Genomic DNA, 13,146 nt, shown 5'->3' on the forward strand with positions numbered 1-13,146 from the left:
GATAAACGCAGATAAACGCAGATAATTTCAGGGTGTTTTCCGATTTTTGCAATTCCAGTCTAATATCTTCTTGGGAGTCTGGTGTTTCCGATTCCAAAATCATAGTTAGCAATTGGGCAGCCAGCGTGCTAATATCTTGTCCCTGTCGATCGGCTTTTTCGCGAAGCAGTGCCTCTATTTATGGACTGAGGGAAATCGCAATAGTCATAGACTTGCTTCCTTAGCATCAAAACCCGTGTAAGTAATTATAGCAAACTGCGAAACTGAAACAAAGGGGCGATCGCACCTAAGGCAGTTTGCTTGTTCCGTACAATGTACCGGATGACTGTTGTCGTTGTAGGGTGCGTCAGCAGCGGGTTATTTTATCGATAATTTAGGGTTGACAACTGACGCACCATACTAGCTTACTTACTCTTTGCTTTCGCCGCCCGAGACTCGATGGTAAATCCGGGAATATCTTGCAATTCTGTGGCGCTCAAACTGTACTGTTCGCAAACCAAACTTAAGCGAGTTCCGCTACTTTTTACGGCGTTGACAGAGTGAGTTAAATCTCCTTGAAAATAGATCAGTGTATTGACTTGCGGCTTGATTTGTCCGACTTGCTGTTTGTTGCGCCGCAATATCAACTCTCCGCCTTGTAAATTTGTGGGCACTTGTACGTACAAAACGCTGACGGCTGCGGGAGGTTCAACCGTTTTGCAGTACGATCGCAAAGATCGATCGATATGCGGATCGACGCGGGAACCTTCAGCCAGCAGTAGGGGATTGAGGTAAAAAGCGTTGCATTCTGGCTGTAATGCGCGGTCTAGGTAGGGTTTGAACAACGGGAAGCGGCCCTCTACTTCGGCGATTTGGGCGCGCCCAAACACCACGGAAAAGCCTTTTGTGCCGATGAAATCGCGGTTGAGGTTGTTGGTTGCAAAGTAAGGTGAGGCGAGAATTGCTCCTCGTAAGTCGTTGAGATAGTCGATCGAGAAAGCGTTAAGATGTTGGCTGTAGTATTTCAAGGCGCTCAAAAATCATCAAGGTTGAATGGGATTGCTGCGTTGCTCGCAATCACATATGATATCGTAGTTTGCGATCGTCCCAAATACAGGACACGGCGCCGTGCCGTTTCCCTACGAGTGTCTGAGGTTTCTGGTGAGATGAAATACAGGACAGGGTGCCGTGCCGTTTCCCTATCCATCAAAAAATTATACAACAAGTCTAATAACTTTTTCCTTCTTTCCTCTTCCTTAATTTTAGCTAGCGCAGCGAATGTTTTGTCGAACCGGAATTTTAATCAAAAACTCTGTTCCCTCGCCCATAGTAGAGAAGCACTCCAATTTTCCCCGATGTTTTTCAGTGACAATTTGATAGCTAATTGACATTCCCATTCCCGTTCCTTTACCCACCGGTTTATTTGTAAAGAAAGGATCGAAAATGCGCTGCTTAATCTCTTTCGGTATGCCCGAACCGTTGTCGGCGATCGCAATTTCCACCCACTGGGCATCGATGACAGAGGTGGCGATCGTAATTTGACTGAGATTTTCTTTGATTTCCTGATAAGTCCGCCGCGCATTCTTCTCTTCCAAAGCATCAATGGCATTGGAGAGAATATTCATAAATACTTGATTCAGCGGGCCTGCATAGCACTGTACCAGCGGTAGACAACCGTAGTTTTTAATCACCTGAATTTCCTGCTTTTCTGAGGAAGCTTTGAGACGGTGTTGCAAAATCATCAGCGTGCTGTCCATTCCTTCATGGATATCTACTGGTTTAATATCAACTTCATCGGTGCGGGAAAAATTGCGGAGGGACAGCACAATCTTCCGAATGCGATCGGTGCCCATTTGCATGGATGATATTATTTTGGGCAAATCTTCTTGAATAAACTCTAGATCGATCTCTTCAGCTTCGGTTTGAATTTCATCGACCGGATTTGGATAATGTTTTTGATAAAGTTGCAAAAAGTCTAACAAATTTTGGGTATATTCTTGAACGTGAGTGAGGTTTCCGTGAATAAAGCTGACTGGGTTGTTAATTTCGTGGGCAACTCCCGCCACTAATTGTCCCAAACTAGACATTTTTTCACTTTGAATTACCTGGGCTTGGGTGCGCTGCAATTCTTCTAATGTAGTTTTGAGTTCGAGGGTACGTTCTTCTACTCTTTCTTCTAGTTCGGCATTGCTGTTTTCTAAAGCAATGAAAGATGCGCGCAATTGTTCTCCCATGTGGTTAAAAGAGCTGCCGAGAATGTTGATTTCTGCAATATTTCCTGGTGCGACTTTCTCTTCTAAATCGCCGGATGCCATTGCTTGACTGGCTCGATTCAAGCGCCGAATTGGACCTGCAATCCAGCGGGAGGTGAAAATGCCGATCGACATTGCCCCAACCAGCGCCCCAAAACACAGCAGAATTGTGGTTTTGGTATTGGCATGAATTTGTGCCATGAAGCTGCTTTCCGGGATGCTAGTTACTACCAACCAGTCCAACCCGTATTTGTCGCGCCACGGCGTAATATGTACGTGATATTCTTCTCCTTGAAAATCGACATCCAGTTGCTGAAGATTGGTAATAGTTTTAATCTTGGGAATTTGTTGGTGAATTTGTTCGGCAATATGCCGTACTACCGGGTTAGCACTGTCGGTGGCTTTGAGGCGCTTAATTTCGTTATTGGCTACGATAAAAGGCTCCTCCTTGGAGGAAGTGGCAACCAACATCCCATCGCGTTCGATAATAAAGACTTGCCCGGAGTGGGTGACATCTAAGTTTCGCAAAAAATCGCTGATTTTTGAGAGATGGATATCTGCTCCCACCACAGCAATTAGTTTTTTATTATTATCATAAACTGGACGAGCTGCTGATGCGGCAATGTAGGGGGGATAGCTGGGATCGTAAAAGGTATAAATCCGAATCCAGATCGGTTTTCCTGCTTTCACAGGTTCAGTATATGTAGGTTCGTTGAGGATGTCCCAGGGACTTGTGTTGAAAATGACAGTGCGGTTCCCATCGTTGTCTGTTAAGTAAGTAGTCGTATTGTTCGGCAGGCTGGGGGTTTTGGTTCGTGTATCATCGATGGTGACAGTATGACCATCGAAGCGGGCAACTCCTGCGCCTTGTCCAATGGGAATGTTTATGTTAATGTAACTGAGGTCGTAGGCTTGCATTTGATGCCACAGGTATTTTCCCTGAGTTTTGAGATCGCCCAAATCGAGCAATCCCATGCGAATTACATCAGCATTGATTTGGGTGACTTGCTGCGGAATCGACAAATAAGTATTCAAATGGTGATCGACCTCACTGCTGGTGCGCTTCATTAACTGATCCCCTAGATCCTGAACTGCCTTTTCGCCATTTTTGAAAGATAAATATCCCACGAGTCCGACAGCGCCGAAAACTTGCATCACGAAGGGAACAATCAGGACAAGTTGCAGTGGGAATGCCCGCACTTTACTAAAGGAAGGTTTTTTCATCAGTTATAAATCTGAAATCGAAAACGACAACTACAACTCCAGCTTGCAGCAATTTTTGTGGATCGTCAAAAAGTTCCTCTATCATATCATTTTGGAATATAACAACCATACTGGGACTGGTTCGATGATTCGGACTTTAGTCCTTAGATGATCCGGACTAAAGCCAGAACATCGAACCTTGTTTATTCGGGGTTATTTGCTGCCCGACAGAATATTAGCTGCCAACAGCCTGTTAAAAGACTTTTAATTGATGGGTTCGATGATTTGCGGGCGCCTGCGATTTTTGGCTGGCTAATTCCCAAAGTGCGATCGACCCAGGCGAGGAGTTATAGTCGATCGCATAAGCTACTTTTAGATTGTTATGCGTTTCTTTCGTTTTGGCTGTTTGGGTATTGTAGGCTTGTTAATTATCCTCTCGGTGGCGCCCCGACAAATTATGAAAGCGGGTATTCGTAGCGCTAATTGGAGTCCAGACGGCAAATATGCGATCGCGATTGTCAGGCATCAGATGCTGTTTTCGATGCCCGGTGGCGGCAGCGACGCCCCTTGCGATGTATTTCTGTTCGACGCGGCTGGAAAAGAGTTGAATAGTAGAAGTGTTGACATGGTGCAACTTGTGTCTGTGCATTGGCAGGGCGATCGGGTTAGAATTGGGGATATCTTAAGTGAATGGCAATTGCCGAAAATAGATAATATCAACATTTTGCTGTTTAGTGCTGCTTACACGGGCAATTTATTGGAAGTCCAAAAGCTTTTGGCAAAAAATGCAGATATCCATTTCAAGACTTATTTAGACCAAACACTGTTACACGCGGCTGCTGCTGGCCCGAATCAGGCAGTTGTACAGTTGTTCTTGCAAAAAGGATTGGATGTAAGGGATCTCGACAAAGCAGGACAAACGCCCCTGCACGCGGCGGCTGCTGGACGAAGCAGCGGGGCGATAGACCTATTGATCGCCAGTGGTGCGGATATTGAGGCGATCGATCGCAGTGAATACGGAGAAACAGCACTCAACATCGCAGCAGAAAGCGGCAATTCTGAAGCAATGAAAGCCTTAATTAATCGAGGTGCTCATGTCAAAGATAACACCTTTTTTTCTGTAATAAATAGGTTTACATCTGAAAAAAAAAAGCAAGAGATAATTGAATTACTTCTCAACAATGAAGCCAAGATTCCATCAGGTTTACTGTACAGCGCCGTCTCCCGTGGAGGTATCGACATTGTAAAATTATTGATCGATCGCGGTGCTGATGTCAACGCTCCCGATGATTACGATCGTACCACTCTGTTGATGAGAATTCTGCAACCTAATACTGGTATTTCTCCGCAATCAAAACCTGCATTAGTGAAGTTATTTCTCTCCAAAGGTGCGGATGTGAACGCGCGGAATAAAAATGGTGCAACTGCTTTAAGCATTGCTTACAAATCCTCGACTCCGGAGATTGTTAAGCTGCTCAAACAGCACGGCGCTAAAATTTAAGTCGGCGGTTGAAACCTATCCTAAACAAACTTTCGCCCGCGGCTCGATTCAGCTTCGCCGAACCTCCTATCCAGAGAGTTTTAGTATAACATCAAATCGATATATCTCTCGTACTCTTGGTAGATGAAAACTTGACTAGCTGATTTTGGTTGATTCTGTTTTTTGATGCGAATCAAGCAATTGGTAAGGTCGGGATTTTCACTTAAGCAGGCATGAATTGCTTGGGCTTGTCCTTTATAATCCCGATCGTCCTTACAGATGATGATACCTGAGCGAGCAACACCAGTTCTGTGTAGTGCAATAAAATCATCGCGGTTTAACGTGACTAGAATTCGCTGCTGTTGGGTAGCGAAAGCGAGGACTGTCTCATCGGGGATACCCTGGTTAGCATTTTGAGCCTGGTAGCAAGTGAGGAAATCGTATCCTAGTTGCCGCAAGTGTCCAACAATATCTAGGGGGAAGTTTTCGTCACAATAGATTTTAGTAATCTACCCCGTCTGAGTTATTATAAGCGATCGCGCGATCGACTTCTGAGGAGTTTTGTTCGTAGTATTCCCAAGCAGCAGCGAGGTTTTGGGGAGTTAGGCTTGGATAGTTGCGCAGAAGTTCTGAATCGCCTGCACCTTGCTGGCGGAAAGAAACCAGCGTCCAAACGGGAATCCGGGTACTGCGAATGCGGGCATTACCGCCGCAAATGCCGGGAGTTTTCTCGATCGCATTAGCTTTGAGACGGCTTTCTAACAGTCCTCTTTCTTCGGGGGAAAGCGATTCTATAACTTGGACAAGCGACTCGATTAATCGCGCATTTATACTGAATTTGAGCTAAGGCTATGACATCATTGTAGCAAAGTTTTTCCAAAAATTATTGAATATGGAAAATTTCTCTATCTAGTTCATCCTTTGGTCAGATGACAGTCCTGAATTCCTTCAGCAAGATAGATAATATTTGAGGTCAGGGTAAATGCCGCAATACTTCGGAAAACTCCAAACCACAGAACAACCTTGGTCAACCATCGACTCCGTACAATCGATCGACAAAACCGATCGCACAATTCACTTCAATTGCGGCGGAACTTCCCTCAACATCAGCGTACTCGCACCGAATTTAATCAGAGTCCGAATGTCCCCGACAGGAGAATTCAGAACTCGATCGCACTCAGTAACTCTTCCAGACGAACAATGGCAAATTGTACCTTTTGAAGTGCGAGAAACAGACGAAAAAATCGAAATAGAAACATCACAAATCACGATTTCTGTCAAGCGCGATCGCCCTGCCATCGAATGCTTCGACAAATCGGGAAAACCCTTTGCTAGCGACTGCGATCGCCCGATGGGATGGCGCACAGGCGCCACCGCAGCTTGGAAACGCATCGAAGCAGACGAACACTTCTACGGTTTCGGCGAACGCACCGGCTTGCTCGACAAACTCTCCGAAGTCAAGACAAACTGGACGATAGACTCCCTCGACTACAATTCCCAGACAGATGAAATGTACCAGGCGATCGCATTTTACATCGCCCTGAATCCCGATCGCGCTTACGGCATCTTTTTCAACACTACATTTTGGAGTCAATTCGACATCGGCGCGGAAACACCGGGCGTTTTGCGGATGGAAACCAGAGGCCCGGAGCTCGACTATTACATCATTTACGGCCCGTCACCCGCCCAAATTCTCGCCACCTACACGCAGTTAACCGGCCGAATGCCGCTTCCGCCAAAATGGGCGCTGGGATACCACCAGTGCCGCTGGAGCTACGAATCCGAGGACGTTGTGCGCGAGTTGGCCCAGGAATTTCGATCTCGGGCGATTCCCTGCGATGTCATCCACCTCGACATCGACTATATGCGCGGCTACCGGGTGTTCACTTGGAACCCGCAGCGTTTCCCCGATCCCGCGAAACTGATCGCAGACTTGAAAGCAGCGGGTTTCAAAGTGGTGACGATTGTCGATCCCGGTGTCAAGTACGAACCGGAAGCAGATTATGAAATATTCGATCGCGGTGTGGAAAACGATTATTTCGTGCGTACCGCAGACGGAAAGCTTTTCCACGGTTACGTTTGGCCGGATAAAGCCGTGTTTCCCGACTTCATGCGCCCCGACGTGCGCCAATGGTGGGGCGAATTGCACAAAAGCCTTACAGAGATGGGCGTTGCGGGGATTTGGAACGACATGAACGAACCCGCGATCGCAGAACGGCCTTTTGGCGACGGCGGCGAACACATCTGGTTTCCGCTGGATGCACCGCAGGGCCCCGATGACGATCGCGCCACCCACGCCGAAACCCACAATTTGTATGGTTTGATGATGGCTAAAGCTTGTGCTGAGGGGTTGCAGAAATTGCGATCGGGCGATCGATCTTTCGTGCTGACGCGATCGGGTTTTGCGGGAGTGCAGCGCTACTCGTCAGTGTGGATGGGCGACAATCAATCCTTGTGGGATCACTTGGAAATGTCTCTCCCAATGCTTTGCAACATGGGGCTTTCCGGCGTCGCGTTTGTCGGCTGCGACATCGGCGGTTTTGCGGGGAATGCTACCGCTGAATTGTTCGCGCGGTGGATGCAAGTTGGAATGCTGTATCCCTTGATGCGCGGTCATTCGGCGATGACGACGGCCCAGCACGAACCGTGGGTTTTTGGATCTCGCACCGAGCAGATTTGCCGCGAATACATCAATTTGCGCTATCAGTTGTTGCCCTACATTTACACCTTGTTTTGGGAAGCTGCAACGACGGGAACGCCGATTTTGCGACCGCTATTGTATCATTTTTCGGGCGATCGCACAACTTACCACCTTTACGATCAAGTATTACTCGGCCCGTCACTGATGGCTGCACCCGTTTACCGCCCGGGAGTCGAACACCGCGCCGTATATTTACCGGAGGGGACTTGGTTTGATTGGTGGACGGGGGAATGCTATCAGGGCCCGACGCACATTTTAGCTGATGCGCCTTTGGAGAGAATGCCACTGTACGCGCGGGGTGGGGGGATAATTGCGATCGCCCCCGTGCGGCAATTTGTTGGGGAAGGTGCGATCGATTCCTTGACAATACGAATTTGGCCCGGAATTGGTGAATGGACGCTTTATGAGGACGACGGACATAGTTTTGAGCACCAAAAAGGTGTCTGGGCTACGACTAATTATCAGGTGTATTTGGAAGGGGAAAAAATCATCGTTGAAATAGCGGCGCGGGAGGGTGAATTTGCGATTTGCGATCGTGAAATTACCGTAGAAGTTGTGGGGATTGGGGAACAGCGATTTACAGATGATGGTACGGTGCGGCGTTTGATATTTGGATAATTTTGGATCGATCGCATTTTTATCACGATACTGCCAATCAGTAGGTGTTAAAAGGTGGGGCGCGAGTTCGGCAAATCTATCTGGATATTGAAATAGGATTCTGTAAAAAGTTCGAGCTGCTTTGCTTCTGCTTCTTCTATTAATTTCCCCTTCTGTTTACCCTCACCAAGAGGTTTGATAAACCTATCCTTAACCCGCTCTTCCAGCAATCCTGTATATAAAAACCATGTGAGCATTCTACTGGTATAGTCCTGTGAGGTTTTAGTGCTGACGGGCTTTTTAGTCGGACATATATCAGCTATTAATTCCTGTAATCCCCATCTTGTCATAATTTTGCGATGCTCTAGTTGCCTATATATTTCTTTAGTAACTACATGGTTTGTTAATCTACCCGCCAAATATTCAGCAACTTCATTTTCTGATAAATTCAACAAATATGGTTGAATTACTACTCTGTCTCCTTGAGAAAGTGCCATATTAAAATTTTCAAAATCCCAAATAATACTTTGGGTGGTTTTCTGTGAATGGTTGGTTAGTATACTTAATTCCTTAATAGTGATACCTTGTAAGTATTCTTTTGTTAATAACTTAAAAACTTTTAATACAGTACCAATGGGATTTCGGATTCTATAGCTCAAGGTACTCTCAACCTCCGATGTTTGAAATAGACACAACTGTAGGGGATTTTCCGGCTGGTAAAAACTGCGATTTAATTGGTATCTAAATTCTGGCAAGCTACCTACCTGTAAAATAGGCAAACTCGGTAAACTTGGCTTATTTAATCTTTCTTCTAGCTGATTGCGCTCTGATAAATCACTCACTGAGAGAATTGACAAACCAGAACCCTCAAACTTTTGAGGGTTCTGGGTGACAATTGCACTTACATCCATCTCAATTGCACAAGCTACCTCGATTGCAGATTCAAACTCCCTGATATTTAATGACCTTGCTTTGTCTTCAATACAGCGGTTAACAAGGCAGACATTTATAATTTTTTTTATTTCAGAAACAACTTCATCAGCAGTTTGTTCATCCTCCACCTTGCTTAAATGAAAGCGGATTTGATTTAAACCGCTCTCAGTTATGTACCCCTGAACGTGAGGAAGTCCGAGAAGCAGCCAGCAATTTCTCGCATCTCCTATAAATTGAGTACGATTTAGCAAAGCCTCCAATATGAGGTTTGAATCGACTTGAATTCGCATTATTCATATACCTCTTGCTTTTCAAACTCTCCCTTTGTTTCAGGATTAGCTGTTTGCGCGGGTTTGTCGGTATGTAACATCCTTTGCAAATCTTCTAATGTACGCCGTTTTGCATTAGGCTCTGCGGGTTGAGTCTCTACGACATACTCGAGCAAGTCTTCCGCGTTACAGCCAAACAGCTTGCAGACCTTGACAATCCTTTCTATCCATTCTATTCCACTTCGTCCTTTCTCCCAGTTGGCGACTGTGTTTTCCGTTACTCCAAGCAGTTGTGAGACCTCTAACTGGGTCAACCCTGCTTGCTCACGGAGTTGAGCGAGCCTTGGGACTGGCTTTGTACGTTTCATAAGTCGTTTTTCTCCACGCTGATCAGAGTATAGCACAAATTTGCCTAAAAAAATTTGGGCAAAACCCTTGACAGCCTAAATTTTTTTGGGCAAAATAGGGGTACCCCTGCTCCTAGAGGCACGACCAAATCGTGCCGAGCTAAGAGAAGACAAGTAATCACCCTATGTAAGGGAGCCAATCATGGGTAATCCCAGCTTTGACATATCAAGTTTGCAGGATTTTAAGCCAGCAAAGGCTCACTGCCAGAAATGCTACGGCCTGCACAAGGTCATCCCTCAAAATAAGAAGCAACAGATTCAGTGTCAAATTTGTGGTGTTCAATATGTTGTTCATGGTTACTCTCAAATAGAGAAATTTCGCTCCCATTTCAAAGAGCGGGATCTTTACATTGAGTTGAATGACAATATTAAACATATTGAGCAACTTGGAGCTATCGCGAGTCGTGTACGGCAATACAAGCCAGATTATTCACCTATCAATGGCTTATTAGAAGGGCTGAACCAAGCCCAAAATTTTGTCCATTTCACAACTTTTGGCACCTGCAAGGAGATTCTGGGCTATCTGAAGTACGCAGCACAGAATGTTAAAGTGCGTGGCATTGTATCTATACCTTCAAACCAAGAAAATTGGCTTTTCCCCGAACTGGAAAACTACAAAAACGAAGCGCCGAATTTAGAAATTAGGATTGTTCGCAGTTCAAACTGGCAACAACTACCTCATCAAAAACTGCTGGTGATTGATGGTTTGGTAGCTTTCACAGGGGGCGCTAATCTCACTCTAACTGGATGGCGTAAAGCATCTAGGGGATACGATCACGTAGAGGTTATAACTGATCTTGACAAGGTAATTGAACTACATAATCGCCTATTCTCACCCCGTTGGGCAGAATTGAGCAATTATGGCGACACGATTGCTATTGGTAATGAGCTGATTGACGATAATGCTGCTTGAAATAAGAGTGCTTGCCCTTAGTATTCTTTGTCTGGCACAGGCCTCATGCCTGTGTCAAAAACAGTTTAAATTATTAAGTAGGTGGGTAAATAAACCTTTAAACACCTTTTATCGGGCGCTCGAAGAGTTTCCGAGAGCGATATCTTTTCGGTTTGTCAAATGGCTAAACGAAAATTGGGACGTATTTTCCGCTTATAAAGCTAGTTTGGGCTTGATTTTTTTTAAGTCCCGTTAAAACGAAGCTAACAGACTCAAATTGTAAATATTAATCAACAGTCCTCTTTAGAGGACTTTAGCTATGAGGCAGGGATTTAAATCCCTGCCGGCCTAATTGTTAGGAAACCATATTACTTGATAACTAATGTTATAATATACCCTCCGGGGATGAGTAAACCCGACACCCATCCACAAACTATGCAACCGATCCAAATCACCACATTCCAAGCTCTGCGGCGCAGTCTCGGCCTCATAATCAAAGCCGCACCGATCGAACTCCGCAATTTAATCATACTCAACATCGTTCGCGGTGCTGCACCATCAGGCGTGTTATTTTTAGATAAATTAATCATTGATGAAGTATCTAAGCTGCTGTCGCAAACCCGAACAGCGCAGCCCTTAACTTTGATCCTTTCCCACCCCATATTGCTGTGGAGTATTGTCGGAGTCTTGAGTCTCAAATTAATCGGCGATTCTATCGAAACCATGAGTTCATTTGCAGCAACATCTTTGCGCGATCGAGTGCAAGGCGGAGTTGAAGGACAAGTTCTCGAAAAAGTCGCCAATTTCGACGATATCGCCCTGTTTGAAAACCCCGAACTATTAAATATATTAGAACTTGCCAAAACCGGAGTTAAACAAGTACAGCAACTAGCATTCACCATCAGCATGACAATCACGGGAATTTGTATCTTCATTCCCTCGATCGGCCTGGCTGCATCAATAGCTTGGTGGGTTCCCGCGGTGATGGTGGTTTCATCAATTCCCTCAATTCACATTGAAAGAAAATATCTCAAACTTATCTGGAGAGTTCAAAAAAAGCAAGCTAAAATCACTCGCGAGATGAATTTGTCTGCTACGGTATTGACAGGGGAAGAATATGCTAAAGAATTGCGTTTGTTTGGCTTGCAGTCACTTTGGCTGAAACGTTGGAACGGTCAGTATTTGCAGTTTTTTAGCGAGATGCAGCAAGTGCGAAAAAAAGGAGCGATTGCTGTACTTTTGTGGTCGATATTTAGTAGAATAGGTGTAGCCTTGCCATTTGTTTATGTGGTCATGGGAGCTTTGGGCGGGCGCTACACTTTGGGAGATTTGGCGCTGTATTCTGGTTTGATTGTCCAAGTAGAGACGAGTTTGCAATTGCTGATTGGGAATTACACTAATTTGTACGATATTTCCCTCGGCGTCAGTCCGATTTTTCAACTTTTGGATCTCAAACCTGAGTTGCAGTCTCCGCTAGTCAATGTGGCGTCTCGCTTGCCTAGTTTACCAGATGGCGGGCAAGATTCTGGCCCCACAAAAGATAAAATTGGTATCGAGATTAAGGATTTATCTTTTTGCTATCCCGGTAGCACTAAAAGCACGATCGCAAATATCGACTTAACTATTAATCCGGGTGAAATGCTTGTGCTTGTCGGGGAAAATGGCGCGGGTAAGACGACTCTTGGCAAACTGCTCGGCAGACTGTACGATCCGACAAGCGGTTCGATCGCCTGGAACGGTCAAGATTTGCGATCGTACTCTCTAGCATACGTGCGATCGCGCATCGCCGTTGTCATGCAAGATTACGCCCGTTTCCCCTCCACAGTCCGCGAAAACGTCGGTTTCGGCAACTTGCTTTCCCTCTCGGATGACACCGCAATTAACGAAGCCCTGAACGAAGCAGGAATTGCAGCGAAAGTCAACAGTTTAGAGAAAGGTTTAGAAACACCATTGGGCAAACAATTAGAAGACGGCATCGACTTATCGGGGGGACAATGGCAGAGAATCGCGATCGCCCGCGCCTTAATGCGGCTTTCTACAGCCGAAGTCCTAATTTTTGACGAACCAACCGCCGCCCTCGATCCGAAGACAGAACACGAAATTTACAGCATCTTCCGGCAAATCGCCGCCGGGAAAACCACGATTGTCATCAGCCACAGGTTGGGCTTAGCCAAAATTGCCGATCGCATCGCGGTGATGGAAAATGGTAAAATAGCCGAAATCGGAACTCACGACGAATTGATCGCATCAAACGGAATTTACTGTTCGATGTTCACCCGTCAAGCTAGCAGTTATATTTAGCGTTAAACAAACAGTCCGCCAGGGGTTAAAACCCCTGTCTCATAGCGAAAGTCGGTTGAAACCGACTGGAGATATTTCAATATATCTCTTGCAAAAGTCGAAATGTATATGTAGGGGCGTAGCATTTGGGCG

General features: G+C 45.6%; 11 protein-coding genes and 1 pseudogene. 6 read left to right on the forward strand and 6 right to left on the reverse strand.

Going from position 1 to position 13,146, the window contains the following annotated elements:
- Positions 1-404: 404 nt before the first annotated feature.
- The gene (locus tag QT974_RS20520; protein WP_333470270.1) at positions 405-1,016 is read right to left on the reverse strand and encodes a 2OG-Fe(II) oxygenase; all 612 of its coding nucleotides are present in this window, start codon (positions 1,014-1,016) and stop codon (positions 405-407) included.
- A 225-nt stretch (positions 1,017-1,241) separates the two neighbouring features.
- Positions 1,242-3,455: a HAMP domain-containing sensor histidine kinase gene (locus QT974_RS20525; RefSeq protein ID WP_333470271.1), complete on the reverse strand. Its 2,214-nt coding sequence runs from the start codon at positions 3,453-3,455 to the stop codon at positions 1,242-1,244.
- A gap of 361 nt (positions 3,456-3,816) precedes the next feature.
- Between QT974_RS20525 and QT974_RS20530 the strand changes: the two genes are divergently transcribed.
- Entirely contained in the window at positions 3,817-4,935 is a 1,119-nt protein-coding gene (locus QT974_RS20530) for an ankyrin repeat domain-containing protein (RefSeq protein ID WP_333470272.1), read from the forward strand.
- Between the two features lie 80 nt (positions 4,936-5,015).
- On the opposite strand, the gene QT974_RS20535 is transcribed toward QT974_RS20530, so the two are convergent.
- The gene (locus QT974_RS20535) at positions 5,016-5,423 is read right to left on the reverse strand and encodes a DUF5615 family PIN-like protein (protein WP_333470279.1); all 408 of its coding nucleotides are present in this window, start codon (positions 5,421-5,423) and stop codon (positions 5,016-5,018) included.
- On the reverse strand, positions 5,416-5,631 hold the full coding sequence (locus tag QT974_RS20540) for a DUF433 domain-containing protein (protein ID WP_333470280.1): 216 nt from the start codon (positions 5,629-5,631) through the stop codon (positions 5,416-5,418). The genes QT974_RS20535 and QT974_RS20540 overlap by 8 nt, the downstream gene beginning before the upstream one ends.
- Between QT974_RS20540 and QT974_RS20545 the strand changes: the two genes are divergently transcribed.
- Positions 5,531-5,761 carry a hypothetical protein gene (locus QT974_RS20545; RefSeq protein WP_333470273.1) on the forward strand — a complete coding sequence of 77 codons (231 nt, stop codon included), beginning with the start codon at positions 5,531-5,533 and terminating at the stop codon, positions 5,759-5,761. The two genes, QT974_RS20540 and QT974_RS20545, sit on opposite strands and share 101 nt — an antisense overlap.
- Before the next feature lie 135 nt (positions 5,762-5,896).
- Positions 5,897-8,233: a glycoside hydrolase family 31 protein gene (locus QT974_RS20550; RefSeq protein WP_333470274.1), complete on the forward strand. Its 2,337-nt coding sequence runs from the start codon at positions 5,897-5,899 to the stop codon at positions 8,231-8,233.
- A gap of 47 nt (positions 8,234-8,280) precedes the next feature.
- On the opposite strand, the gene QT974_RS20555 is transcribed toward QT974_RS20550, so the two are convergent.
- Complete coding sequence (locus QT974_RS20555; protein WP_333470275.1) at positions 8,281-9,435, reverse strand: PIN domain-containing protein; 1,155 nt, start codon at positions 9,433-9,435, stop codon at positions 8,281-8,283.
- Complete coding sequence (locus tag QT974_RS20560; protein ID WP_333470276.1) at positions 9,435-9,782, reverse strand: helix-turn-helix transcriptional regulator; 348 nt, start codon at positions 9,780-9,782, stop codon at positions 9,435-9,437. Before QT974_RS20560 ends, QT974_RS20555 begins: the two co-directional genes overlap by 1 nt.
- Positions 9,783-9,963: 181 nt before the next feature.
- On the opposite strand from QT974_RS20560, the gene QT974_RS20565 reads away from it, so the two are divergent.
- The 3 genes and pseudogenes from QT974_RS20565 to QT974_RS20570 all read left to right on the forward strand — a co-directional run bounded on the left by QT974_RS20565 (position 9,964) and on the right by QT974_RS20570 (position 13,014).
- Complete coding sequence (locus QT974_RS20565) at positions 9,964-10,734, forward strand: phospholipase D-like domain-containing protein (protein WP_333470277.1); 771 nt, start codon at positions 9,964-9,966, stop codon at positions 10,732-10,734.
- Between the two features lie 70 nt (positions 10,735-10,804).
- Positions 10,805-10,969, forward strand: a pseudogene (locus QT974_RS34805) (IS701 family transposase); the annotation flags it as partial.
- Between the two features lie 179 nt (positions 10,970-11,148).
- Positions 11,149-13,014, forward strand: coding sequence for an ABC transporter ATP-binding protein (locus QT974_RS20570; protein ID WP_333470278.1), 1,866 nt, complete (start codon positions 11,149-11,151; stop codon positions 13,012-13,014).
- Positions 13,015-13,146: the final 132 nt, after the last annotated feature.

Origin of the sequence: Microcoleus sp. BM001215392, assembly GCF_036700185.1 — a bacterium.
Lineage (GTDB): Bacteria > Cyanobacteriota > Cyanobacteriia > Cyanobacteriales > Microcoleaceae > Microcoleus.

What these genes read in the sequence shown, in the direction of transcription:
- QT974_RS20530 (WP_333470272.1), top strand. Translation starts at nt 3,817, where the DNA reads ATGCGTTTCTTTCGTTTTGGCTGTTTGGGTATTGTAGGCTTGTTAATT.
- QT974_RS20560 (WP_333470276.1), bottom strand. Translation starts at nt 9,782, where the DNA reads ATGAAACGTACAAAGCCAGTCCCAAGGCTCGCTCAACTCCGTGAGCAA.
- QT974_RS20555 (WP_333470275.1), bottom strand. Translation starts at nt 9,435, where the DNA reads ATGCGAATTCAAGTCGATTCAAACCTCATATTGGAGGCTTTGCTAAAT.
- QT974_RS20570 (WP_333470278.1), top strand. Translation starts at nt 11,149, where the DNA reads ATGCAACCGATCCAAATCACCACATTCCAAGCTCTGCGGCGCAGTCTC.
- QT974_RS20565 (WP_333470277.1), top strand. Translation starts at nt 9,964, where the DNA reads ATGGGTAATCCCAGCTTTGACATATCAAGTTTGCAGGATTTTAAGCCA.
- QT974_RS20550 (WP_333470274.1), top strand. Translation starts at nt 5,897, where the DNA reads ATGCCGCAATACTTCGGAAAACTCCAAACCACAGAACAACCTTGGTCA.
- QT974_RS20525 (WP_333470271.1), bottom strand. Translation starts at nt 3,455, where the DNA reads ATGAAAAAACCTTCCTTTAGTAAAGTGCGGGCATTCCCACTGCAACTT.